Consider the following 25,700-nt stretch of genomic DNA (forward strand, 5'->3'; position numbering starts at 1 on the left):
ATACGACTCGCCGTGACGTCCACGCTTCCCCGTCCACGCCGTCACGCACAATGCTTACACCCTCAATGTGGAAGGAAACGAATCATGATCAAGAACACCTCGCCTCCGCTGGCCGCAGAGCCTCCAGCCATCGACGGATTCACGTTCGTCCGTCCGATCGGTTCAGGCTCCACCTCGAACGTGTATCTCTACCGCCAATCAGGCCGCGAGCGCCCGGTGGCCGTCAAGGTGGGCAACGTCGCCCGCGACGCCAGGGCCGCGGCGCGCATCATCCATGAATCCAACATGCTGGGGCATCTGCCCAAACATCCCAATATTCTGCCCATGCTTGCGATGGGGACCGCAGGGCATGGCGTGAATTATCTCGTATTCGAATACGCTTCCGGCGGCAGTTATGGGAAGCTGCTGCGCACCCGCACGCTGACGTGCGGGGAGATGCTGGATCTTGGCGTCACGTTGGCGGATACGCTGTGCGTGGTGCATCGGGCCGGCGTGGTGCACCGTGACATCAAGCCCGGCAATGTGCTGATCGGCGATGCGGGCGAGCCGCTGCTGGCGGATTTCGGCATCGCGTGCAGCGTCTATGGGGCGGGTGACGCGGGGTATTCGATTCCTTGGGCGGCACCCGAATCATTGACCCGTCAACGGCCGTGCGAGGCCACCGACGTGTATTCCCTGGCCGCGTTGCTGTATGCCATGCTGGCCGGGGCATCGCCGTTCGAATACGGCTATCGTCCGAAATCCAGCGCGCAGCTGCGGAACATCGTGCTTTCCAAGCCGGTGCCGCCTCTTCGCAGGGCGGATGTGCCGGAATCCGTCGAGTCATTGCTCAGACGTGCGATGGAGAAGAACCCGGCCGACAGGTTCCCGACCATGGAGGATTTCGCCCGTGAGCTTCGCCAGGCCCGGCAGGCGGCGCAACCCAATCATGCCGTTGCGCCCGGAGCTCGATCCGGAGGCGATGATGCGCCGTTGCCTCATATGCCCGCACGTACGGCCGTGCGGTTGTTCCATGGTTTTCCGCGCAGGACTCATGCGCGTATGGCGCTGATGCTGGTTCTTTCCGTGGCACCGGCGGCGCTGCTGCTGATCGCGCTTGCGGGCGGTCACCTGGATTCGGTGCAGTCGCCGGGCCAGGTCCATGTCCTTGATGCCGACGAGCCGATCGATCTCGATCCCGCCCCGGAAGCGACCCATATGGCTCTGGGACTCACGAGGAAGCCCCTGTAGCGCTTTCTCGGAACGTTGACGTCCGGCCCCTAGGTCAGGCGTCATCCTCCCCGCATGTCTTGAACCTACTTCGGCGGGCCTTGCCTGACCGCATGGCCTTGCCGCTTGTGCCGTGCCCGCCTGCTCGCACCTTGCTCTGCCTTGTTATTCGAACGGTGCCGACGCCTTGCCATGTCGTACACCCGCATACAGAACGGATCATTATGCCGACTATTCCTTTTTATCCGCGTCGCCCGAAGCGTGGCGCACACGATGGACGTTCCCTGCCGCCGTCCGCGAAACGGCTTGTTCCCGTGCTTCTGGCGCTCATGCTGCTGGCCTTCATCGCCGGCGTGATCGTGGTGAGATCCGTGGTCAGGCATCAGGTGCATTGCGATGACGGAACCGTGTGGGTCACGTCGACGGCACAAGGCAAGGCGATGCGGTTCAACGCGGATATCGAGGAGCCCACCGCGGCGGTCATGGCGAAAGGCGGGCGTTTCGACATCGTGCAGTCCGGCGACCATGCACTGCTTACCGGAGCTGCAGGCGTCTCGGCCATTAACGCCGCGACATTGGACGTTGCCGAGCATGCCGTTGCGGAACGGGACCGTACCGTGCTGGTTGGCGGCGGCACCGTGGCGCTGCTCAACCGTCGCAGCGGCAATGTGTACGCCGGTCCCATGGAACGTATCGGCGATATCGCGGGCATGGGCGGCACGCCGAGCATGAGATTGGGCAGTGGCGGCAAGATGACCGTCGACCATGAGGGAACCGTATGGGGGTACCGTCCGAGCGATGGCATGGTGTTGGCGATCAGGCACGGAAGCGGCGGCGCCAAGGAGGCCGGATCGTTGAGCGATGGCGGAAAGTTGGCGGTTTCCGCGTTCACCGTGGTGGATGGCGTGCCCGTCGTGCTGTCCGGCAACCGTCTGATATTCCGGGGCGGAGAGGTCTCAATCGAATCTACCGACGGCACGATGATGCAGGCGCTGCTGCAAGCCGCGCCGACCGATGACCGGCAGTCGGGCTGGGTCGCGCTCGCCTTGCCGGGCAAGCTTGTCCTGGTCGATCTTCGCTCGCATTCCCCCAAGCCCCTATCGTTGGATTCCCCGGACGACGGGACTCCCGCGCAACCGGTGTCGACGGGCGGATGCGTGCATGCGGCATATTCCCAACGTTCCGGCAACTTCATCCGCGTCTGCTCACCGACGGCCGAAGGCGCGGAATTCGCGTCGCTGGCCAAGGTGTCGAATTCCTCGGAATTGGTGTTCCGCGCCAATCACCGCCATGCCATATTGAACGACACCGGCAACGGCACCATCTGGAATCCGCAGCGTTCGCCCGATGCCATCGCCGTGCAATGGAACGCCGTACAGCCGAATCCCGATACGCGGCGCGACCCAGCGTCATCGGCGGGCAACAGCGATTCCCTCTCCCCTGATTGCGCTTCGGAGCCCTCGCGCACCGGTCATATCCGCGCCGTGGATGACGAGTTCGGCATCCGGGCATCGAGCCGTATGACGATCGACGTGCTGCGCAACGACGAAGGCGCAGGCTGCTCGGCATTACGCATCGACCGCGTGGGCGCGCCGACCGGTGGAACGGCCCGCATCACACCGGTGCTTCACGGACGCTATCTGCAGATCGATGCCTCCGAAGCGCGCGGCGGCACCATACGGTTCACCTACGATATTTCGGACGGGCATGGCCGGACCGCCACCGCCTCGGCACGGCTGAACATCGTCGACGCGTCTGGCAATCGCGCGCCGCAGCAGATCGAAGTGCCCGCCGATATTTCGGTGGAACAGGATGCGTCCTACACCATGAACGCCTTGGAATCGTTCACCGACCCGGATGGCGATCCGTTGACGCTGCTGTCGGCGGCGCCGCATAATGGCAGCGACGCCCGAGTCTCCGCCCGTGCGGATGGGCGATTGACCTTCCATGCCGGATCGTCGCAGTCGGGTCGCGTCGGTGTGGAACTGACCGTTTCCGACGGCACGCACACCGGAACGGGAGTCGTGTTCTTCGCCATCCACGCCGCAGACAGCCTGCCCGCACGCATCGATCCGGTATCGCAGGATGCGATATCGGCAACACCCGTCACCCTCGACCTCTCCCCCTACATCCATGCCACCGGAGCCGGCACACCCTCATTGGAGGACGCCACCGCACCGGAGCATACGACCGTGTCCCTCGACGGAACGGCGAACACACTCACGTTCACCGCGGCCACGCCCGGCACCTATCATGTGCCGTTCACCGTAACGCAGGGCAAGCAGCAATCCACAGGAACCATACGGTTCACCGTCTCCCCTCCCACCGCGGAACGTTCGGCACCCATCGCCGCGAACGATGCCGTCGCGCTGAATGCCAACAACACCGCCGTACTCGTGCCGCTGGCCAACGACATCGATCCCATGGGCGGGGTGCTTTCCATCACCTCCGTCACCGCCCCGGCCGGCAGCGCCATCACCGCGACCACGCTGGCAGGCGGCAGGATCAGCCTGACCGCCAAACGTCAGCTTGCCGCACCGGTTTCCGTCGCCTATACCGTGGCGAACGCCGTGGGCAGTACGAAAGGAACCATCATCGTGCATCCGAACGGCACCGTCGCGGGGTCGACGCTGCTGCGCGCCGATGACTTCACCGTTCCCATACGCTGCGGCGGCACCCGGACGGTGGATGTGCTCGATCACGTGCAGTACGACGACGCTGCCGGCATCAGACTGGAAAGCGCGTTGCACACCGACGAGTCCTTCCTTGGAACGGTGCACGCCTCGGAGCATTCGATCCGCTACCAGGCTCCCGAACAGCCGGGCGACTATGCGGCCATCTACACCGTGACCAACGATTACGGGGAGAAGATCTCCGCCACCGTCACCTTCAGCGTGCACCGACGCGACGCGGATGGGAAGAAACCCGCCAAGCCACGGGATATCCGGATGAACGCAAGACCGGGCGCCACCATACGCATCCCCATTACGCTCACCGGCATCGACGATTCCGACGACGCCATGCTCCTCGGATTAGGCAACGAGCTACCACGACTCGGCAGAATCATCGAAACGGACGCGGACAGCCTCACATACGAGGCATACGCCGACGCCAACGGCACCGACACGTTCTCCTACGCCGTGGAGGACTGGTCCGGACGACGATCCCAAGCCATGATCCGCATCGGCATCACCCCGGCACAGGAACATTCCGGCATAGCGGCCCGCGACGACAGCATCACCGTACGCCCCGGAACCGAAGTCGCGGTACCCGTCACCGCCAACGACATCCCCAGCGAAGGGACGGACCCCACCCTCAACAGCCGACTCGATATACAAGGGCGCATCGAAGCCCGCGTAACCGGCGACAGCATCACCATCAACACACCGAACGAGGAAGGCACCCACCACATCAGCTACACCGTGCGAGACCGGGCGGGATTCGAAAGCACCGCCACACTGACCGTGCAGGTCAAGCGCAACGCCACAATCCAAGCGCCGCAGGCACACGACTACCGCATCCCGGCACACGCCACCCTCGGCAAACGCACCGTGAACGTAGACATCGGCGCATGGATCGCCAACCCCTCCGGCCCGTTCAACGACCTCGCCGTACACGTGGACGACGCATACCGGCAGCAGGCACACGCAAACGGCACCATCATCACCCTGAACCTCGCCGAAGAGGCCTACACACTCCCCTACACCGTCACCAACACCGCGCACGGAGTACACTCCACCGCATTCATCCACGTACCGGCATACGGAGCATTCCCGCCGACAAACCGCCCCGACGCGCCCAAACTGACGGTTTCCTCCGGCAAAACCATCACCATCGCACTCGCCGACCACATCCGCGTAGGAGCAGGCAAACAGGCATACATCGACGCCCGCGACCCCATCACAACCTCCAAAGGCGGCACCGGCGAAGCACTCGCCGACCGGCAGACCATACGATTCACCGCACCAGCGGACTACGCAGGCCCGGCCTCCCTCACCCTCACCGCCACGGACACCAAACCCGGCGGCAAGGCACCCGGCGCCACATCGGTCATCATGCTGCCCATCACCATCACAGGAAAACAACGGCAACCGCCCACGTTCCCCACAACGACGGTGGACGTGGCACCCGGCGACGCCGCACGAACCATCGATCTGAACGCGCTCGCCACAGGCACGGCATGGGACACGACAACGGAACCCCTCACCTACTCGGGAGGCACCGACTCGACCGGCATACAGGCATCCGTATCACGATCCGGCCGCATGCGCATACACGTCGCCGACAACGCCAAGCCCGGCTCAATCGTCGCCATCCCCTTCCAGGCCCACACCGAAACCGACACGGTGGACGCCGGACTGAACGTACGCATCATAGCCTCGTCGCGCCCGCTCGCCCGCATCGCACAGCACACCATACGACTGCACGCCGGCGAAACAACGCAGATCGACATACTGGCCGACGCCTACAACCCATTCCCCGAAACCCCGCTCACCGTAACCCACTGCGGCAAAACAAGCGAAACCATCACGCTACACTGCAACACTTCCGGCACCATCGACATATCCGCAGCCAGCAACGCAACCGGCACACAGGATATCGCCATCACCATCGAGGACGCCACCCACGCCAAAGAACGCACGATCACCGGCACACTGCGCATCGTGGCGGCGAACGTTCCGGACGCGCCCTCGCTCTCGGCCATGCGCTCGCAGCCGCAGAACGGGGCCGTCACCTTGCTGTGGACTCCCGGACGGAACAACGGGGGCGACGTGCTCGAATACGAGGTGAACGTCGACGGGCAGGCCGAATCCGCAATATCCTGCGGCACCGATACTGTCTGCACGATCGACGGCCTGGCCAATGGCAGGCAGCACACGTTCAAGGTGCGCGCCAGGAACGACATCGGCTGGTCGGCGTATTCCAACAGCGTCACCGCCACGCCGGACACAGCGCCGGAAGCGCCGGGCCGTCTTCAGGCAACAGGCGGCAGAAACACGCTGAGCATCACATGGCAGGAGCCTTCCGGCAGCGGAACGGCATTCAGCGCGCCAACGTCATATATCGTCACGCTTGACGGCACCGACGGCACTCGTCGGCAGCGCATCGAGACCTCCGCATTGTACGCCTCGTTCTCCGTTACGGACGCCATACTGTCGGATTCGACCTCATTCACCGTCACGGTCCGCGCGGTGAACGGCACCGGCCCCGGCAAACAGGCGAGTCTGGCCGTCGCCTCCGGCGAGGTATACGGCGAACCTGACCGTCCCGTCATCGCCCTGCGCCAAGACGAGACGGATCCCAATCTCATCAGAGGATCGGTCGAGTTCGGCGATATGCGCGGCAACCGATGCCACAGCGTGGCATTGGATCGCCGCACGTCCGGCAAGGAGCCCACCTGCGCGGATACCTCGTTCGAGTTCACAATCGGGGACAGCGAATTCTTCTCCCCCATATCGCTCACCGCCACGGTGCGTACGAATCGCGGATTGCAGGTGCGATCCAAACCCGCGTCGATCACTCCCACCACTCCCATAGGCCGCGTCGAATTCCTGAAAACCGACGGCTCGGATGGCGTCTGCTCGATGCGTTGGCGCGTCGATGGCAAGGCCGATTCCGTTGCGGCGAGCCTGCATGGCATGACCAGCTCCCGAACGTCCGGCACGTTGGAATATGTTCCCGACCCGTGGACCCCATGCGAGACGGGAACCGTGACCCCGTTGCTGAACGGCGAAACGGGAGCCACCATAATCAGCCCCGCCGATTCGAGCATGCTCAGACCAGCCGCGAGCATCACGCCACCATCGTCGGTCCGATGGGACGGACATGACCACATCATCGTGCGCGGCGGGCACGTCGATGCCTATGGATGTCCTGCCGCCATACGCCTGACCGTCAATGGGGTCCCGTTCGCATGGACACCGTCGGATGGGCAGCGCATCGACGTCTCCACACTGCCGCAGGCCTCGTCGTACCGCTGGGCGGTGCAGGTCACCGGCACGGGAGACAGCCGGCTTAATGCGGAACGCAGGCCAGTGCGGGATCTTGTGGAGGGTTCGCGCGCCGCCGTTCCCTCGGCATCGGCGACGGGTCTAAGCAGCCGGCAGTCGCAGCACCGGGCACGATTCCGGTCCATTCTTTGCCACTCATAACACCCATATCGTCCCTAACATCATCAGCCAATCACCGAATAGGAGACCATCTTGTCGTTCTTCTCTGCAAAACCACGCGCATCAAAACCACGCTTGTCGCGGTTGCCCGTACCCACGCGAGGTTCCGCGCCTGATTCCACGCCCGGCCCCATACCCGATAGCGCACTCGATGCCATGACGGCACCCGCGAGCGCCGAAAGCCTGCCGGACGAGACGCGGATATCCGATGCCACACGCATATCGGACGCCACGCATGTATCGGGCGGCACACGCAGCCCGAACAGCGCAATCGTTCCAGACAGTGCACGCATCCCAAACAACGCATGCATATCGGACGAGACACGAATATCGGATGCCACACATATCTCCACGGTCACGAAGGCCACGGCACAACGCGATATGCCGCAGTGCGATACGCCACAGCAGAATGATTCCGATATCAGGTCTTCCGTACGCAGTGCTCGGGAAGATGCAACCGGCAACGCAGCATCAACTGTCGGAACCGCCAAACCGATTGCCAAACCAACCGCCAAACCGACCATGCCCCGGACCATCGAGGAATTCCAGCAGGGGTTTGCCTGGCTTGCGGAACGCATCTCATCCGAAATCATCGGCAAGCCGGTTGCAGTCAGGCGGCTGCTCACCGTGCTGTTCGCCGGAGGCCACATGCTGCTGGAGGACGAGCCCGGCACCGGAAAAACCAGATTGGCACGCACTGCGGCACAATCCGTGGGCGTGGGTTTCGGACGCATCCAGTTCACTCCGGACCTGCTGCCCTCCGATGTGGTGGGCGTCACGCTGTACGACCAGAACACCGGAAGGTTCTCATGGAGGAAAGGACCGGTGTTCGCCTCGCTGGTATTGGCCGACGAAATCAACAGGGCCTCGCCGAAAACGCAATCCGCCCTATTGGAGGTGATGGAGGAGGAACAGGTCACCATCGACGGCATCACGCATGGCATGCCGCAGCCGTTCATGGTGATCGCCACGCAGAATCCTTCCGGGCATCTGGGCACCTATGCGCTGCCGGAGGCGCAGCTGGACAGATTCATGATGCGCATATCCATAGGCCACCCGGACCGTGAATCCTCGTTGGCCATTCTCCGCAACGATATTCGCGGGGCTGCCTTGGAATCGCCGGATTCAGACGTTTCCTCGGTTCCCTGCGATCAGGAGAATACGGCGAAATCGACAGGTCGGCCCGTACCGAATCATGCTGTACCGGATCATGCCGTACCAGATCATGCCGCGTCAGGCCAGGCATCAGCATGGGTGCTTGCCATGCGTTCCGTCGCCGAACGCGTGCACATGGATGATGCCATCGGCGAATACATCATCCGTCTGGTCGAGGCGACACGCGGCGATCGGCAGGTGAAGACCGGGGCGTCTCTGCGCGGCGCGTTGGCATTGTCCCGGTGCGCTCGCGTCGCGGCGGCGGCTGATGGCCGGGACTATGTGCTGCCTGACGACGTTGCCGAGCTTGCCGTTCCCGTATTGGCTCATCGTCTTGCCCTCACCGCGGAGGCGATCTGCTCGCAGGTCCCCCAGAGCGAGGTCATGCGGCGCATCCTGGAACAGGTTCCCGTGCCATCCATTGGCAGGGAAAGGAGCCTGCCATGATGATGCGTTTCGCCATGCGTTTCCGCTCGTTTCTGTGCACACCGGCCATGCCACGGGTCGGTAGCGTCATCCCCATGCTGGCAACGCATATACAGACCTTGGCTCAGTCCTTCCTGCGGCGTGCCGTGAATCGTGTTCGGCCGCGTAATCTGCTGCGTATTACCCCGTTCGGTTGGCTTGCCGGGGCATTCGGCACGGTATCGCTTGCCGTGTTCTGGGTGACGGGATGGCATGAACTGCTGATGGTCGCAGTACCGACGCTGATTGCATTGGCCGCGGCCGTGCTCATGCCGATTGGACGGAACGGCATCACGGCAGACCTTGAAGCCGATACCGGCCATGCGGCGCAGGGGCATGACGTAAGTATCCGTCTGGCAGTGCAGTCCCCGGTTTCCGTCCCTCATGCTTCCCTGCTCGTACTGCATATCGGCGGCATCCCCCACTCCGCGCCCGTTCCTCCGCTTGCCGCCGGCGGAACCCATCAGGTCGACCTGAAACTGAACGCACCGCCCCGATCGCGATTGACGGTCGGGCCGTTGTCGCTTCGCCATACGGGGCCTTTTGGTCTGTCGACCCGTGACCGGCAGCTCTGCCCGGCCGGCACCATATATATCCACCCAAGCACTGTCGCACTGCCTCATGCGCCGAGCCAGTACCGCCATGACCTGGATGGCAGCGAGCGCCCGGATGCCATGGATGAGGGGCTGTCCTTCCATGGTCTGCGCCCCTATGTTCCCGGGGATGACGTGCGCGGCATGCATTGGCTGAGCACAGCAAGAACCGGCACGCCCATGGTCCGTCAATATGACCGCACGCAGCATGCGTTGAGCGTGGTGCGGTTCGAGGCGACCGCCACGGAGTATTCCGGCAGGGACGAATTCGAACTGGCGGTATCCGCATTAGCCTCGGTCGGGGTGCATTGTCTGGAGCGGCAGGATTCCCTGAGTGTTGGTATTCGCCCCGGCGGTACTCCGTCCGCCAGCGCGCTGCCCGCCGGCATTCCACCTGCAGACAGCGCAACCGGGCAGATCGCAGTGCGGGAGAGACTGCCGTTTCTCAATCTGTGCAGCGGCATCGTCCCGTCGGCACGCGCCGCATCGCAGTCCGCCTCGCAGCCCGCATCACAGTCCGTATCGCCATCGCCGGCCTTGCAGGGGCAGGTCGCGCTGTACTGCCATGTGGTCGGTTCACGGCATGATCTTCCGGCACTGCGGAAACGGGTCACGGCATTGTACCCGCGAAGCCTGTGCGTCATCATCGTCGCGCATGAGGGTGCCGAATCGTCCGTCGACTTCCGCCCGGGCGTAGCGACAATCACCGTAGGAACACTCGCCCAGCTCCCCCGCCTATGGAAGGAGGCGGTCTAGCATGGCAGCATTCATCGCATCCGCCTTGGCACGTCATCGCACTCTTCCTGAATGGGCGCGCCCACATCCTGTCTCCGTCATCCTCCAACCGGCAGAGACACAGAACACAGCATCTCCCCGGCGAACCATGCCACGAATCATGGCCACAGTCAGGGATCAGGCGTGCGTATTCGCACTTACTGTTCTGGCATGCGGCAACCTCATCGACGTATACGACGATATGGCTGCATGGGCGCTCACCGTTCTGGCCGCAACGGTTTGCGGGTGCCTGCCCGCGATCTGCTCGGCCGTATTGCGCCACCTATATCAGGAACGATCTCCCAACCCATATACTTCGAGTCCATATATCCATTGGACGATTACCGCTGCATTCATACTGCTGTGCCAGTTCCATATCGGCCCGGCGATCGTATTCCCCGATGCATCGGACGCCACGGGATTCACCGTCGATTCGCTCGTCCAACGCTGGAACCGTCTGCTTGCCTCGTTCAAGTATCTGATCTGCGCCACACCGCCGGTCGGAGCGGATGCCGTATCGTTGCCGGCCGTATGGACGCTGGCGTTATGGTGCGCATTGCTTGCCAGCCATGCCGCTCTGATTCGCAAAAGCGGTCTGCGAGCGCTCGTCGCGCTTCCGATTCTCGCCACCACCGTGGTCTCCGCCTTGTTGGGAACCGCGGACGGCTGGCATCCCGTTGCGTTGGGCGCCGCCATCATCACCATACTGCTGCCTTGGCTCTGCGCGAGGTACGACTGTTGGGAACCGAGACGCTGGCTGGCGGCACTGCTGGTTCTGGCGTTGGGATTGTGCATGGGGTGGGGGTCATGCACGCTGATGCCACGGCATCGACTCATATTGCGCGACCATTACGAACCGCCGCTTGTCTTGCGGGACAGCACCAGTCCGCTGTCCGGTCTGCGCTCGTATGCGAAGGAGCATCGTGACAGCACCGTGCTCACCGCTTACGGTCTGCCGGCCGCCACTGCGGTGCGTATGGCGGTGATGACCTGCTTCGACGGCAATGTGTGGAATGTCTCCGGGTGCACCGATAACAATGCATCCGCCACCTATCGTGTGATGAGTTCGAGTGGTGGCGAGCGCGGTTCCGGTTCCGACGATGCCGAACGTCGCGGAACCGCCTCCCGTGGGCAGCAGGCTTCCACCGTCACCTTCACCATCGGTGAGGGGTTTGCCGGCCGTAGCTGGCTGCCGATCGCCGGGACTCCGGATTCGATACGTCTGCATGGGGCGGGCAACCGAGACAACCTGTTCTACAGCGCCGAGACGAACGCCGCCATATATCCCGGCGGCATGCCGGATGGTATGACCTATACCGTCGAGGGGCGTATGCAGTCCATGCCGTCCGATGCCGATATCGCCGCTTCGGCAAGCGCCAAACGTGCTTCGCCGTCCGCCGGAATCGTTCCGCAGGAGATCGGTACGCTGGCTTCGAGCATCGCTGGAGGGCGAACCGATGGCGGGGCCATGGCCCAGGCATTATGCGAATGGCTGCGTTCAGAAGGGTGGTTCTCGCATGGCCTGCATGGAGAGCATCCCTCCCTTGCCGGGCATGGCAGTCATCGGATGTTGTCGATGTTACGGGAGACCGGGTTGGTCGGCGATTCCGAACAGTATGCCTCGCTGATGGCGTTGATGGCGCAGGAACTCGCCCTGCCGGCACGAGTGGTTCTCGGTGTCATTCCCAAGGATCGCAACGGCAGACTTTCCAAGGATCGTGCGAAACAGGTCAATGGCCGTCTGGTGACGGAATTCACCGGCAATGATGTCGAGGCATGGGTGGAAATCGCCTTCGACCGGTACGGATGGGTGCCGTTCTTCCCCACACCGGATGAGACGAAGTCCCCCGATGACGCGCAGAACCTGGCTCCCCCGAATTCGCAATCATCATCACTCCGCTCATCGCCCACGCCGGCCAATCCGCTGCGCGAGGACTTGCAACCGCGCAGGCATGCCCAGCAGCAGGCGGACAGCACGCCACCGGCCGATCATGCATCGCCATGGCTTGCGGCGCTTCGTCTCGTGCGGTTGCTGGCATTGTGGCTCACTCCCCTATGGCTGATCTGCGGCGGCGCGGGACTGGTGACCTTGCATACCATGCTGCGCATCTACCGGGCGAGACGCGATCCCATGCCTCGCTCGTGCGTGATGTCCGGCTGGTGCACGCTGACCGAGCTCGCACGGCATATCGGCATGACCGGCATATGCCCCACCCGCACCCGACGTATGCAGGCGGCGAGCATGAGCCGGCAGTGCCCCGCCGTCGCAGACGCCATACGAACATTGGCCGAGCAGGCGGACAAGGCCGCATTCGCCAACAAGCCGGTCACGCCGGCCGAGGCGTTGGAGTATTGGCGCAACGTCGATCGAGCACGCTCCCTGATGCTGTCGGCCCTGCCTCGTCACCGCCGCTGGCTCGCCGTGGCAACGCCGACCTTCCTGCGGTCGGAGAAGTTCAACGCATGGCTTCGACGCGCACGACTCCCGGCCCGTCGACGTGCATAATGCCAGACCCACCGGCACACGCGCTCCACCGGCACACATAGCCCGCCAGCTCACGTAATCCGCCAGCTCACGTAATCCGCCGACTCGCATAGCCCTACAAGCAGCAAACCCGCCAACAGCAACAAAAAACGGTGATGGCCCGGAACCGTTGCCGATTCCGGGCCATCACCGTTACCAATCCTATGGTCCGCATGACCCGTCATGCAGACCCCGCCGTCTCTCAACGGCGTGGATGACTACGCTCAGACGGTCTCGCCGTTGCCGAAGTCGGCGGTGCCGCCTTCGTCGTTGAGGAAGTCGTCCGGGTCGAAGTCCTCGCCGAGCTTCAGGTCACCGAAGTCGATGTGGGAGAAGTCCACATCGGACATGTCGTTGTCGCCGAAGTCCACGCCTTCGCCCATGTCTCCACCCAGACCGAAGTTCGGGTAGATGGTGTCGCGGATCGCCTTGTCGGGCTCAACCGTGGCGTTGCGGTAACGGGCCAGGCCGGTACCTGCCGGGATGAGCTTACCGATGATGACGTTCTCCTTGAGGCCCTTGAGGTCATCGACCTTCTCGTTCAGGGCGGCGTCGGTGAGCACGCGGGTGGTCTCCTGGAAGGATGCCGCGGACAGCCAGGAATCGGTTGCCAGCGAAGCCTTGGTGATACCCATGAGCTCCGGACGGCCGGATGCCGGCTTCTTGCCTGCCTTCACGGCGGCCTTGTTGACCTCGCGGAAGCGCTGCTGGTCGACAAGCTCGCCCGGCAGCAGATCGGTCTCGCCGGAGTCGACCACGGTGACGCGGCGGCTCATCTGGTGCACGATGACCTCGATGTGCTTGTCGTGGATATCCACACCCTGGGAGCGGTACACGTTGTGCACTTCCTCCACGATGTTCATCTGGGCTGCACGCTTGCCGATGATGCGCAGGATCTTCTTCGGGTCGACGGAGCCTTCGATCAGCTGGGTGCCGGTCTCGACATGCTGGCCGTCCTGCACCAGCGCCTTCACGCGACGGGAGACGTTGTACACGATCGGCTTGATCGCACCGTCTTCGGTCGGAGCGCCGGAATCGGAATCCGGGTTCAGAATGATCTGACGGCCACGGTCGGTGTCCGTGATCTTGATCGTGCCCGCGAATTCGGTGATCGGGGACTCGCCCTTCGGCGTACGAGCTTCGAAAAGCTCGGTGACACGCGGAAGACCCTGGGTGATATCGGAAGCGGAGGCGACGCCGCCGGAGTGGAAGGAACGCAGCGTCAGCTGGGTACCAGGCTCGCCGATGGACTGTGCCGCCACGATGCCGACGGTCTCGCCGACGTCGACGAGCTTGTTGGTCGCCATGGACCAGCCGTAGCACTTGGCGCACACGCCACGCTTGGATTCGCAGGACAGCACGGAACGGCACTTGACGTATTCCACGCCGTGCGCCACGAGATCGTTGAGCACGTCCATGGACAGGGCGTCGTTACGCTTGTACAGCACGGTCTTGCCGTCGGCCGGGTCGATGACATCGGCCGCGAGCAGACGGGAGTACGGGCCGCCGTCGGCGTTCTTGACGAGCACGAGATCGCCGTTCGCGTTGCGCTCGGAGACCTGCACGTCGATGCCGGCCTTGGTGCCGCAATCCTCTTCGCGCACGATCACGTCCTGGGAGACATCCACCAGACGACGGGTCAGGTAACCGGATTCTGCGGTACGCAGTGCGGTATCGGCCAGACCCTTACGTGCACCGTGCTGGGAGATGAAGTACTCCAGCACGGACAGGCCGTCGCGATAGTTGGACTTCACAGGTCGAGGAATGATCTCGCCCTTCGGGTTTGCCACCAGGCCTCGCATACCTGCGATCTGGTTGATCTGCATCATGTTTCCTCGTGCACCGGACTGCACGATGATGGCCAGGTTGTTCTTGGCGTCGAAGTGCTTCTCGACGGCCTTGGAGACCTCGGCGGTGCATTCGGTCCAGAGCTTGATGAGCTCGTTACGACGCTCCTCTTCGGTCATAAGACCCATTTCGAAGTTCTCGTTGACCTGTGCGGCCTCGTCCTCATACTTGGCGATGAGCTCCTCGCGCTCCGGCGGTTCGATAACGTCGGAGAAGGCGAAGGAGACACCGGACCACGGTGCGCGGGTGAAGCCCATGTCCTTCAGGGCATCCAGGGAGGCGGCCACCTGTGCGGTGGAGTAGCGGGTCGCGATGTCATCGACGATCTTGGACAGCTGCTTCTTGCCGACGGCCACGTTCACGAACGGGTAGTCGACGGGCAGGGTCTCGTTGAACAGCACACGGCCGTAGGAGGTGGCGAACAGCGTGGTGCCGTCGTGGAAGCGCTCTTCCTTGACGGTTTCGAGATCGTCGTGGCCGTCCTTGTCGACGACCTTGATCTCGCGCGGCTCCCAGCCTTCCGGCAGCACGAAGTCGGCGGGCATGCGGATGAGCACTTCGGCCTGCATGTCGATCTCGTGCAGGTCGAGGGCCATTTCGGCCTCGGCCAGCGAGGAGAACACGCGGCCCTGGCCCTTGGCGCCTTCCATCACGGTGGACAGGTAGTACAGACCGAGGATCATATCCTGGGACGGCATGGTCACGGTGTGGCCGTCGGCCGGCTTCAGGATGTTGTCGGAAGCCATCATCAGCGAGCGTGCCTCGGCCTGGGCTTCGGCGCTCAGCGGCAGGTGGACTGCCATCTGATCGCCATCGAAGTCGGCGTTGAAGGCGGCGCAGGCCAGCGGCGGCAGGTGGATGGCCTTGCCTTCGACCAGGATCGGCTCGAAGGCCTGAATGCCCAGACGGTGCAGCGTAGGCGCACGGTTCAGCAGCACGGGATGCTCGGAGATGACCTCCTCGAGCACACCCCACACGGCGGAGTCGCCACGGTCGACCAGACGCTTGGCGCTCTTCATGTTCTGGGCGAAGCCCTGATCCACCAGACGCTTGATCACGAACGGCTTGAACAGCTCCAGAGCCATCGGCTTGGGCAGACCGCACTGGTGCATGCGCAGTTCCGGACCGACCACGATCACGGAACGGCCGGAGTAATCCACACGCTTACCCAGCAGGTTCTGACGGAAGCGGCCCTGCTTGCCCTTGAGCATGTCGCTCAGGGACTTCAGCGGGCGGTTGGAGGCACCGGTGACAGGGCGGCCGCGACGGCCGTTGTCGAACAGGGAGTCGACGGCTTCCTGCAGCATGCGCTTCTCGTTGTTGAGCATGATCTCCGGGGCGCCGAGCTCGATGAGTCGCTTCAGACGGTTGTTGCGGTTGATCACGCGACGGTACAGATCGTTCAGATCGGAGGTGGCGAAACGGCCGCCGTCGAGCTGGACCATCGGGCGCAGATCCGGCGGGATGACCGGGATCACGTCGAGCACCATGGCCTCCGGCTTGTTGCCGGTGGTCAGGAAGGCGTTGACGACCTTGAGTCGCTTGAGCGCCTTGGTCTTCTTCTGCTCGGAGGCGTCCTTGATTTCCTCGCGCAGCTGGGCCGCGATGGCCTTCAGGTCGAGGGACTGCAGACGCTTCTTCACGGCCTCCGCGCCCATGCAACCTTCGAAGTAGTCCTCGTAGCGGTCCTGCATTTCGCGCCACAGGTCCACGTCATCGATGATGTCGCCGGGCTTGAGCTTCTTGAAACGGTCGAACACGGCGTTCAGGCGGGCGATCTGCTCGTCGTAACGCTGGCGGATCGCCGCCATCTCACGCTCGGCGGAGTTGCGCAGCTTGGTCCTTGCCGGGCCCTTGGCTTCGCCGATGGCCTCGAGTTCGGCCAGATCGGCCTCGACCTTCTTGGCGCGCTCCTCGATGTCGTTGTTGCGACGCTTCTCGAGGTTGGCGATCTCGTGGTCGAATTCGTCCTGCAGGTCGGGCAGATCCTGGTGGCGCTGCTCCTCGTTGACGTCGGTGACCATGTAGGAGGCGAAGTAGATGACCTTCTCCAGATCCTTCGGGGTCACGTTGAGGATGTAGCCCAGACGGGACGGCACACCCTTGAAGAACCAGATATGGGTCACCGGAGCGGCGAGCTCGATGTGGCCCATGCGCTCACGGCGCACACGGCTCTTGGTGACTTCGACGCCGCATCGTTCGCACACGATGCCCTTGAAGCGCACGCGCTTGTACTTGCCGCAGGCGCACTCCCAGTCGCGGGTAGGTCCGAAGATCTGCTCGCCGAACAGGCCGTCCTTCTCGGGCTTGAGGGTGCGGTAGTTAATGGTTTCGGGCTTCTTGACCTCGCCATAGCTCCAGCCACGAATATCGTCTGCGGTGGCCAGGCCGATCTTCAGCTTGTCAAATGCGTTGACATCCAGCACTGTGTTTCCTTATCTTCCGTTCGCTATCACTGATATTCGGGCTCGGCGGCAGCCTGGTCTTCCTTGGCGGCCGCGTCGGGGCGGGCGCCGATGTTGAAGCCAAGATCGTCGGATGCGCCGACCGGGTCGTCGTCCTCGTCCTTCATGTCGATGGCAACGCCGTCCGCGTTGAGCACCTCGACGTTCAGGGACAGGGACTGCATTTCCTTGAGCAGCACCTTGAAGGACTCCGGGATGCCTGCCGGCGGCAGGTTCTCGCCCTTGACGATGGCGCCGTAGACGCGCACGCGGCCGTCGACGTCATCGGACTTGGTGGTCATCATCTCGTGCAGCGTGTAGGCGGCACCGTAGGCCTCGAGGGCCCACACTTCCATCTCGCCGAAGCGCTGGCCGCCGAACTGGGCCTTACCACCCAGCGGCTGCTGCGTGATCATGGAGTACGGGCCGGTGGAACGCGCGTGGATCTTGTCGTCGACCAGGTGGTGCAGCTTCAGCATGTACATGTAGCCGACGGAGATCGGGCGGGAGAACGGTTCGCCAGTGCGGCCGTCGTACAGGGTGGCCTTGCCGTCGGGGCCGACCAGACGGTCGCCGTCGCGGTTCGGCAGGGTGGTGGACAGCAGGCCCTTGAGCACGTCGGGCTTGACGCCGTCGAACACCGGGGTGGCGACCGGGGTGTTCGGCTCGGCCTTCTCGGCGCCCTTCGGGATGAGCTTCTTCCATTCGGCTTCCACGTTCGGGTCGAGGGAGATGTCCCAACCGCAGTGGGCGATCCAGCCGAGGTGCAGTTCCAGCACCTGACCGAGGTTCATTCGGGAAGGCACGCCCAGCGGGTTCAGCATGATGTCGACCGGGGTACCGTCGGCCAGGAACGGCATATCCTCTTCCGGCAGGATGCGGGAGATGCAGCCCTTGTTGCCGTGGCGGCCGGAGAGCTTATCGCCGACCGTGATCTTACGGTGCTGTGCGATGTAGACGCGGATCATCTGGTTGACGCCGTTGGGCAGCTCGTCGCCGTCCTCCTCGGCGTCCTCGCGGGTGATCTCCTTGATGCCGATGACGGTACCGGTCTCGCCGTGGGGCACGCGCAGCGAGGTGTCGCGCACTTCGCGGCTCTTCTCACCGAAGATGGCGCGCAGCAGGCGCTCTTCCGGGGTGAGCTCGGTCTCGCCCTTCGGGGTGACCTTGCCGACCAGGATGTCGCCGGCCTCGACCTCGGCACCGATGCGGATGATGCCGCGCTCGTCGAGGTTGGCCACGGCGTCCTCGCCGACGTTCGGCAGGTCGCGGGTGATCTCTTCGGCGCCCAGCTTGGTTTCGCGGGCGTCGATCTCGTACTCCTCGATGTGGATGGAGCTCAGGGTATCGTCCTGCACGAGGCGCTGGGAGATGATCACGGCGTCCTCGTAGTTGTAGCCGTTCCACGGCATGAAGGCGATGAGCAGGTTCTTGCCCAGAGCCAGCTCGCCCTTCTGGATGGCGGGGCCGTCGGCCAGCACGGAACCGGCCTCGACGCGTTCGCCGTCGTGGATCAGCGGGCGCTGGTTGTAGCAGGTGGTCTGGTTGGAACGCTGGAACTTGGCCAGCTTGTAGGAGCTGGTGGTGCCATCGTCGTTCATCACGCGGATCATGTCGGCGGACACGTAGGTGACCACGCCGTCCTTCTCGGCCTTGATCACGTCGCCGGAATCGTTGGCGGCGCGCCATTCGGAGCCGGTACCCACCAGCGGGCGCTCGGATTCGATCAGCGGCACGGCCTGGCGCTGCATGTTGGTACCCATCAGTGCTCGGTGGCCCTCATCGTGCTCCAGGAACGGAATCAGGGAGGCGCCCAGCGAGGTCATCTGACGCGGGGAGACGTCCATGTAGTCGACCTGGCTGACGGGCACATCGACCGCCTCTTCCTCGCCGACTCGGGCAAGGGCGTCGCTGTGGACGAAGTTGTTGTTCTCGTCGAGCTCCTGGTTGGCCTGGGCGATCACGTGGTCGAGATCGCGGTCGGCGGTCATGTATTCGACCTCGTCGGTCACATGGCCGTTGACGACCTTGCGGTACGGGGTCTCGATGAAGCCGAACGGGTTGACGCGGCCGAAGGTTGCCAGCGAGCCGATCAGACCGATGTTCGGGCCTTCAGGGGATTCGATCGGGCACATACGGCCGAAGTGGGACGGGTGCACGTCTCGCACTTCCATGGAGGCGCGGTCGCGGGACAGGCCGCCGGGGCCCAGTGCGGACAGACGACGCTTGTTGGTCACACCGGACAGCGGGTTGTTCTGGTCCATGAACTGGGACAGCTGGGAGGTGCCGAAGAACTCCTTGATGGTGGCGTTCACCGGGCGGATGTTGATCAGGGACTGCGGGGTGATGGCCTCGGCGTCCTGAGTGGTCATACGCTCGCGCACCACGCGCTCCATACGGCTCAGGCCGGTGCGCAGCTGGTTCTGGATCAGCTCGCCGACCTGGCGGATACGACGGTTGCCGAAGTGGTCGATATCGTCCACGTCGACGCGCAGCTCCACGTCCTCGCCGTTGCGCTTGCCCGGGAAGGTGGCCTTGCCGTCGTGCAGGGTGACGAGGTACTTGATCGTGGCGATGATGTCTTCGCGCGACAGGGAACGATCGTTCATGTCGGTTTCGAGACCAAGCTTGCGGTTGATCTTGTAGCGGCCGACGCGAGCCAGATCGTAGCGCTTGGTGTTGAAGTAGAAGGAGTCGAGCAGGTTCTTGCCGGCTTCCGGAGTGGCGGTGTCGGCCGGGCGGATCTTGCTGTACATGTCCTTGAGGGCTTCGTCCTGGGTCTGCAGCTTGGTGTTGTCCAGGGCATCGATCACCAGCGGGTAATCCTGGAAGGCCTCGCGGATCTCCTGCTTGCTCATGCCGATGGCCATGAGGAAGACGATGGCGGACTGCTTACGCTTGCGGTCCACGCGGACCTGCGGCTGGTCCTTCTTGTCGATCTCGAACTCGAGCCATGCGCCACGGCTCGGGATGATCTTCGCGCCGAAGACTTCCTTATCGGAGTTGCGGTCCTGCTGACGGTCGAAGTACACGCCGGGGGAACGCACCAGCTGGGACACGATCACTCGTTCGGTGCCGCCGATGATGAAGGTGCCGTGCGGGGTCTGCAGCGGGAAATCGCCCATGAACACGGTCTGGGACTTGATTTCGCCGGTTTCGCCGTTCTCGAATTCCGCGTTGACGTACAGCGGTGCGGAGTAGGTGTAGTCCTTCTCCTTGCATTCCTGCACGGTGTGGCGCGGTTCCTCGAAGTACGGGTCGGAGAAGGTCAGGCTCATGGTCTGGGCGAAGTTCTCGATCGGGGAGATCTCGTTGAAGACTTCGTCAAGGCCGGAGACGTGCGGCGTCGTGATGGTGCCGTTCTTCTCGTCCTCTTCCACGCGCTTCTTCCAGCGGTCGTTGCCGATGAGCCAATCAAAGCTATCGGTCTGCACGCCCAGCAGGTAGGGCACATCGATCGGTTCCTTGATGGAACCGAAGTTCACGCGGTCCGACGCCTTGTGCAGGTCGATGTCATGCTGGTCGGCGCGCGCAATATTGGTATTGGTGTTCGTCTTAGCTGTAGTCGTAGCCAATGGACGTTCCTTATCGCTCGCTCATTCGTATCGATACTTAAATTCCCGGGGGAACGCCGGCATGGCCACCATATGCCTATGCGGGCGTCTCATCGTTGTGCGGTATGCCCGCAATATGACATACCTTACGCAAAATTCAAATAGTAGTCCACGGTACGGACGTAATGCTACGGCCCGGCTGAGGGTGTGATTGGATTGTTATTTCACTTCGATGCTGACCGGGTCGCTGGCGACCGTCGGGTCGCTTTTCAGCACCAGCTGCCCCACGTACGTGCCCTTGTCGACCTTGGGCAGATCCTTGTCCTCTGCGCATTCCTGGCCGGTACGATTGGTGTTCCACGTGACCGCGCGGATCTTCCTGTCGCCCTTGGCCATGAGCAGCAGGTCGCTTTCGGCCGGGCACACGTCGGACCGCCAGACGGTGTCGCTGCCCGAGGTGATGGTGAGCACCACGGAGGAATCCGACACGTCGATCAGGCAGGATTTGGTGCCGTCGTGCGTGATCGTCTCCGTCCATTCGAGCGAACCGCCTGCGGCGACCTCCGACGCCTTTGCGGCGAGCTGCATGTGCACGGTCGACGAATCGCAGTTCTTGATGCCGGTGGTGCGATGCGGCTGCGGCGTGGCTTGACGGCTGATGTCCACATGGCTTGCGGCGCGGGCGTCCATGTTCTGCCCCACCTCGCTGATGCCACGGCCGATGCTGTACACGCAGAATACGACCAGCGCAACAATCAACACCAATGCGACACCGACGACGATGCGACGACGACGATACACCGCCTGCTGCTGCTTACTGACTTTGCGCTTACGATTCCTGACCTGTGCCATAACGTCCCCCAGTCTACCTACTGAGGCAGGCGTAACGAGCCGTCGGGAAGCATCTCGACAAGACCGTCATCATCCAACGAGGCAATGCACGCGTCAAGCTGGATACGGTCCTTCCATAGCCGTTCCGCCTGCTCGCGCTCCAATACCGAGTCCGCCGGCAATTCGCGCAACGCGTTGAGTACCAGCCCACGCACCTGGCGATCCGTACCCTGGAACCGTTGGCGCGGCCGGGTACGCCGCTCCCCCAAGCCTGGCCTGCCATTACGCAGGAACACGCATTGTCCGGCGATCGGGCACCGATCGCACAGCGGCGCCTTGGCGGTGCACACCGTTGCGCCGAGTTCCATCACCGACTGGTTCCAGGTCACGGATGCGCGGTCGTTCTCCGGAAGCAGACGGCGCGCCGTCTCACGCTCCACCGGACTTGCCGCACCGCCGAAGGATTCCTCGCCGCGGAATACACGCGAGATCACGCGGCGGATATTGGTATCGATCACGGCGATGCGCTCTCCGAAGGCGAAGCTCATCACCGCGCTGGCGGTGTAATCGCCCACGCCCGGCAAAGCCAGCAGCTCATCATAGGTGTGCGGCAGCTGGTTGTCGTATTGCTCGGCCACGGTGCGTGCGCATTCCTGCAAGCGCAGGGCACGGCGCGGGTAGCCCAGGCGCCCCCAAGCAGTGATGACCTCGGCCTTGGGCGCCCCGGCGAGCGCACGAGCGTCGGGCCAGCGCTCCATCCATGCCGTCCAATATGGCACGACTCGGCTCATCTGTGTCTGTTGGCTCATCACTTCGGAAACAAGGACGCCCCAGTCGCTGGCACGGCCGAAGCGCCACGGCAGGTCACGGGCGGCAGTCTCCCACCATGCGGCCAAGCGCAATGCGATATCGGCCGCGTTAGGGTTCTTGGTGTCGTTCATCATTCCTATTCTTAGCATTCATGACTAACGAAGCAGCAAATCCCGAAGATCAAGTCGAGAAGATGTTCGAATACGGGTATCGCAAGTCCAATTATGGGCCGGACGAGCTGGTGACCGACGCGCACGGCAACCCGATTTCCGTGGTGGACGCCATGCTGAGCGCGAAGGATGCGGCCAAGGCGGAGACCTCCACGCCGCACCTGTGCTACTACTCTCCGCGCATTCCCGGCAACACGGGCTCCGCGATCCGCCTGTGCGCCGTAACCGGCACGATCCTGCACCTGGTGGAACCGTTGGGCTTCAATCTGCGCGACACCAAGCTGCGCCGCGCGGGGCTTGACTACCACGACATGGCTCATGTGGTGCTGCACCCGAATTTCGAGGATCTGGTGGAATCGATGCCCGATTCGCGCATCATCGCCTTCACCGCGCACGCCACCAAGTTGTACACCGACATCGAGTACAAGCCGACCGACATTCTGCTGTTCGGCCCGGAACCGGGCAATATTCCCGATCCGATGGACATTATGGCCGGCCCGCATGTGGCTGAGCAGGTGCGTCTGCCGATGCGCCCGAGCCTGCGCAGTCTGAATCTCACCAACTGCGCCTCCATCGCCATCTACGAAGCCTGGCGCCAAATGGGATTCAAGGGCGGAGCGTGAGGAGGAAGCCCTGTGGGCTTCCGAGTAGCTCCGCCGAGTGAAGGCCGACAGGCCTGAACGAGGAAACGTGGCAGTCCGGCCGCAGGCCGGCCCCTAATCCTCACTCCCCGGGGCGTGATGAGGAAGCGCAGTGCGCTTCCGAGTAGCCCCGCCGAGCGAAGGCCGACAGGCCTGAACGAGGAAACAACACAGCCGAGCCGCAAGGCTCGTCCCCAATTGCGACCGGAGCGTGACGTAGAAGCCCAGTGGGCTTCTGCATAGCTCCGCCGAGTGAGACACGATAGGGTCGAGCGAGGAAACATGACGGTCCGTCCGCAAGGCCGGACCGTCATGCTCACCGTTTCTCTTCTTCATATGGCAAATTTATGCTATCCGTTGACTTCTTCATCGACGGAACCAACGAAACCTTGGTACAGCAATCAACGGCGCTTGTACACCTTGCTCCTGTGCGCGACATCAATCACAAGAATCAGTAGAACCTCATCTTCTATATCGCACACGATCCGATAGTCCCCGACACGGTAACGCCACAGCCCTGCCAGATTACCGACAAGGGCTTTGCCGGTGCTTCTCGGATCCTCCAACTGTGAAATTTCCCTAAGCTTTGCGATGATTCTCTTGGCGACATTGCGATCCAGTTTCTTCATCGAACGCTGGACGCCCTTGTCGATCTCAATCTTCCAGGCCAAGGCTTTCCTCCAGCTCGTCGAGCGTCACAGTCTCGAGCCTGCCGGCACGCCAATCCTCAACCTTTTTCATAATGCCGTATTCATACTCAAGCCTATCGATCGACTCGGTAAGGGCTTCGTTCATATAAAACGTCTTCGTACGGCCAGTTGCTTTCGCCAAACGATCGTAACGAGCCGCCAATTCGACAGGCATCCTTAATGCTGCAGTAGCCGTGGCCATAACGCACCTCCCAAAATGTTTACGTGTTATACATGTTAGCATTTTGCGATTCTCGCAGGGAATATCCCGTTGTCTAAATGAAAGTGCAACACCCGTTAGATTGGTAATTGTCCAGAAAACCAGTCCGAAGGGATGTTGCACCTATGGGAGAAGTATATTCGCACCTGTCGGAAGAGGAACGCCAGATCATCCAGATCGAGATCGGCAACGGCACCAGCATCCGCAGGATCGGTCTGATGCTCGGCCGCAACGCCTCGACGGTCAGCCGGGAGGTCAGGCGCAACACGTGGTTCCCGTCCAACGAGAACGGAGTCCTACCGGCCGTACCGGCCGAAACAGCTGAAGACCGGCCCGTGGACGGGCAGATACTACATAGCGGGCCCGGCGCAGCGCAAGGCCGACCGCAGGCGCGCCAGGCCACGCAAGCCGTACCGCCTGTCGTACGACCGCCTGTGGGCGCGGGTGGCCGAATGGCTGGGCCGGGGCTGGTCCCCGCTGCTCATCAGCGGGAGGCTGCGCGTCCTGTGGCCGGACGACCCGCGCATGCGCGTGTGCCCGGAGACCATCTACCGGTGGATCTACTCCAGCAAACCGCTTCGGGAACGCTGGGCGCGGTGCCTTCCACGCGGCCACAGGAGGCGGCGCAGGCGTGGCGGCAGGAGAACGTCGCGTTTCCCGATTCCCGGCCGGGTGCCCATATCCGAACGGCCGGAGTCGGCCGCCGACCGCGGCGAATTCGGCCATTGGGAGGCCGACAGCGTGATCGGCGTGGGATGCAACCTGCACACCGAGGTCGAGAGGAAGACCAGGTTCCTCATGGCGCTGATCGTGCCCGACAAGACGGCCGGGGAGAGCGCCGGGGCGCAGATGGCGATGTTCGGTCCGCTGCCGGCCGGCGCGCGCGTCAGCGTCACGCACGACAACGGCACCGAGTTCGTCCGGCACGCGCGTCTGCGCGACGAGCTGGGCATGGCCACCTATTTCGCCGACCCGTACTCCAGCTGGCAGCGGGGAAGCAACGAGAACCGCAACGGCATGATCCGGCGGTATCTTCCCAAACGGTGCGAGATCCGGATGGACATGGCGAAGGAGGTCAGGGAGATCGTCGACGAGATCAACAATCGTCCCATGCGCGTGCTGGACTACCGCACGCCCGCCGAGGCGTTCGCCGACGAACTGCTAGAATTGCAGGACCAACATGGGCGTTGCACTTCTAAATAGACACCGGGTATTTATCTATACCGAATCCACAGAACCTCCTATCTTCTTTCCGGAAAGCACCGCGAGAAAAACCAGAGGGAAACAAGACGCAGGTCTTCTAATGAAACAATGGCAAATGTTGCATACCAGCGTTTTCAATGCTTTGAACATTCATCATGTAATGCGCCAGCCAGGCATTAGACAGGCAAATCATGCAGCATCCCACAGTCCGAACTCAACAGCAAAACAGAAAAATCACTCGTCTGTTTCCGGTTTGCCGGGTTGGATGGCCGTGGCTCGCGCGATCCGATGGAGTTCGCCTTCCCAGCGTTCCGCGGCCCTGGGGCGCCGGCCGGGCCGGGCCGCGTCCAGGCACAGCATCACGGCCAGGCCGCCCGTCAGGGGCGCGAGCAGCGCGACC

13 protein-coding genes and 1 pseudogene are annotated in these 25,700 nt (G+C 63.0%); 7 read left to right on the plus strand and 7 right to left on the minus strand.

All coding sequences use genetic code 11. From position 1 onward, the window contains the following. The first annotated feature begins 84 nt into the window (after positions 1-84). Both G1C98_RS07020 and G1C98_RS07025 read left to right on the plus strand, forming a co-directional pair. Positions 85-1,230, plus strand: a complete 1,146-nt coding sequence (locus tag G1C98_RS07020) for a serine/threonine-protein kinase (protein ID WP_169080536.1) — start codon at positions 85-87, stop codon at positions 1,228-1,230. 203 nt (positions 1,231-1,433) lie between these two features. Continuing rightward, positions 1,434-7,361 (plus strand): Ig-like domain-containing protein, encoded by a 5,928-nt coding sequence (locus G1C98_RS07025; RefSeq protein ID WP_169080537.1) that lies wholly within the window; start codon positions 1,434-1,436, stop codon positions 7,359-7,361. Between the two features lie 23 nt (positions 7,362-7,384). Here the strand turns inward: G1C98_RS07025 and G1C98_RS09370 are convergent, their stop codons facing one another. After that, the gene (locus tag G1C98_RS09370; RefSeq protein ID WP_240944956.1) at positions 7,385-7,903 is read right to left on the minus strand and encodes a hypothetical protein; all 519 of its coding nucleotides are present in this window, start codon (positions 7,901-7,903) and stop codon (positions 7,385-7,387) included. Between G1C98_RS09370 and G1C98_RS07030 the strand changes: the two genes are divergently transcribed. The 3 genes from G1C98_RS07030 (at position 7,902) to G1C98_RS07040 (ending at position 12,872) form a co-directional block, all read left to right on the plus strand. Further along, a complete protein-coding gene (locus G1C98_RS07030; protein WP_240944957.1) occupies positions 7,902-8,981 on the plus strand; it encodes an AAA family ATPase in 1,080 nt (359 codons plus the stop codon). The genes G1C98_RS09370 and G1C98_RS07030 overlap by 2 nt on opposite strands. Next, positions 8,978-10,348, plus strand: coding sequence for a DUF58 domain-containing protein (locus G1C98_RS07035; protein WP_169080539.1), 1,371 nt, complete (start codon positions 8,978-8,980; stop codon positions 10,346-10,348). The genes G1C98_RS07030 and G1C98_RS07035 overlap by 4 nt, the downstream gene beginning before the upstream one ends. A 139-nt stretch (positions 10,349-10,487) precedes the next feature. Then, positions 10,488-12,872 (plus strand): transglutaminase-like domain-containing protein, encoded by a 2,385-nt coding sequence (locus G1C98_RS07040; protein ID WP_169080540.1) that lies wholly within the window; start codon positions 10,488-10,490, stop codon positions 12,870-12,872. Positions 12,873-13,114: 242 nt separating this feature from the next. Here G1C98_RS07040 and G1C98_RS07045 read toward each other — a convergent pair whose 3' ends face one another. The 4 genes from G1C98_RS07045 to G1C98_RS07060 form a co-directional block, all read right to left on the minus strand. After that, the gene (locus G1C98_RS07045; protein WP_169080541.1) at positions 13,115-17,164 is read right to left on the minus strand and encodes a DNA-directed RNA polymerase subunit beta'; all 4,050 of its coding nucleotides are present in this window, start codon (positions 17,162-17,164) and stop codon (positions 13,115-13,117) included. A gap of 26 nt (positions 17,165-17,190) precedes the next feature. Further along, on the minus strand, positions 17,191-20,757 hold the full coding sequence (gene rpoB / locus G1C98_RS07050; protein WP_169080542.1) for a DNA-directed RNA polymerase subunit beta: 3,567 nt from the start codon (positions 20,755-20,757) through the stop codon (positions 17,191-17,193). 198 nt (positions 20,758-20,955) lie between these two features. Then, the gene (locus tag G1C98_RS07055) at positions 20,956-21,588 is read right to left on the minus strand and encodes a hypothetical protein (protein WP_169080543.1); all 633 of its coding nucleotides are present in this window, start codon (positions 21,586-21,588) and stop codon (positions 20,956-20,958) included. Between the two features lie 17 nt (positions 21,589-21,605). Further along, on the minus strand, positions 21,606-22,511 hold the full coding sequence (locus G1C98_RS07060; protein ID WP_169080544.1) for an A/G-specific adenine glycosylase: 906 nt from the start codon (positions 22,509-22,511) through the stop codon (positions 21,606-21,608). A gap of 17 nt (positions 22,512-22,528) precedes the next feature. Between G1C98_RS07060 and G1C98_RS07065 the strand changes: the two genes are divergently transcribed. Further along, positions 22,529-23,170, plus strand: coding sequence for a tRNA (cytidine(34)-2'-O)-methyltransferase (locus G1C98_RS07065; protein WP_003827100.1), 642 nt, complete (start codon positions 22,529-22,531; stop codon positions 23,168-23,170). A gap of 419 nt (positions 23,171-23,589) precedes the next feature. Here the strand turns inward: G1C98_RS07065 and G1C98_RS07070 are convergent, their stop codons facing one another. Then, complete coding sequence (locus G1C98_RS07070; protein ID WP_169080545.1) at positions 23,590-23,859, minus strand: type II toxin-antitoxin system RelE family toxin; 270 nt, start codon at positions 23,857-23,859, stop codon at positions 23,590-23,592. Then, a complete protein-coding gene (gene relB, locus G1C98_RS07075; protein WP_044280333.1) occupies positions 23,843-24,079 on the minus strand; it encodes a type II toxin-antitoxin system RelB family antitoxin in 237 nt (78 codons plus the stop codon). The genes G1C98_RS07070 and relB overlap by 17 nt, the downstream gene beginning before the upstream one ends. Before the next feature lie 143 nt (positions 24,080-24,222). Between relB and G1C98_RS07080 the strand changes: the two are divergent. Continuing rightward, a pseudogene (locus G1C98_RS07080) lies at positions 24,223-25,300 on the plus strand (IS30 family transposase). The last annotated feature ends 400 nt before the right edge of the window (positions 25,301-25,700 follow it).

It is taken from the genome of Bifidobacterium erythrocebi (genome assembly GCF_012932675.1).
GTDB lineage: Bacteria > Actinomycetota > Actinomycetes > Actinomycetales > Bifidobacteriaceae > Bifidobacterium > Bifidobacterium erythrocebi.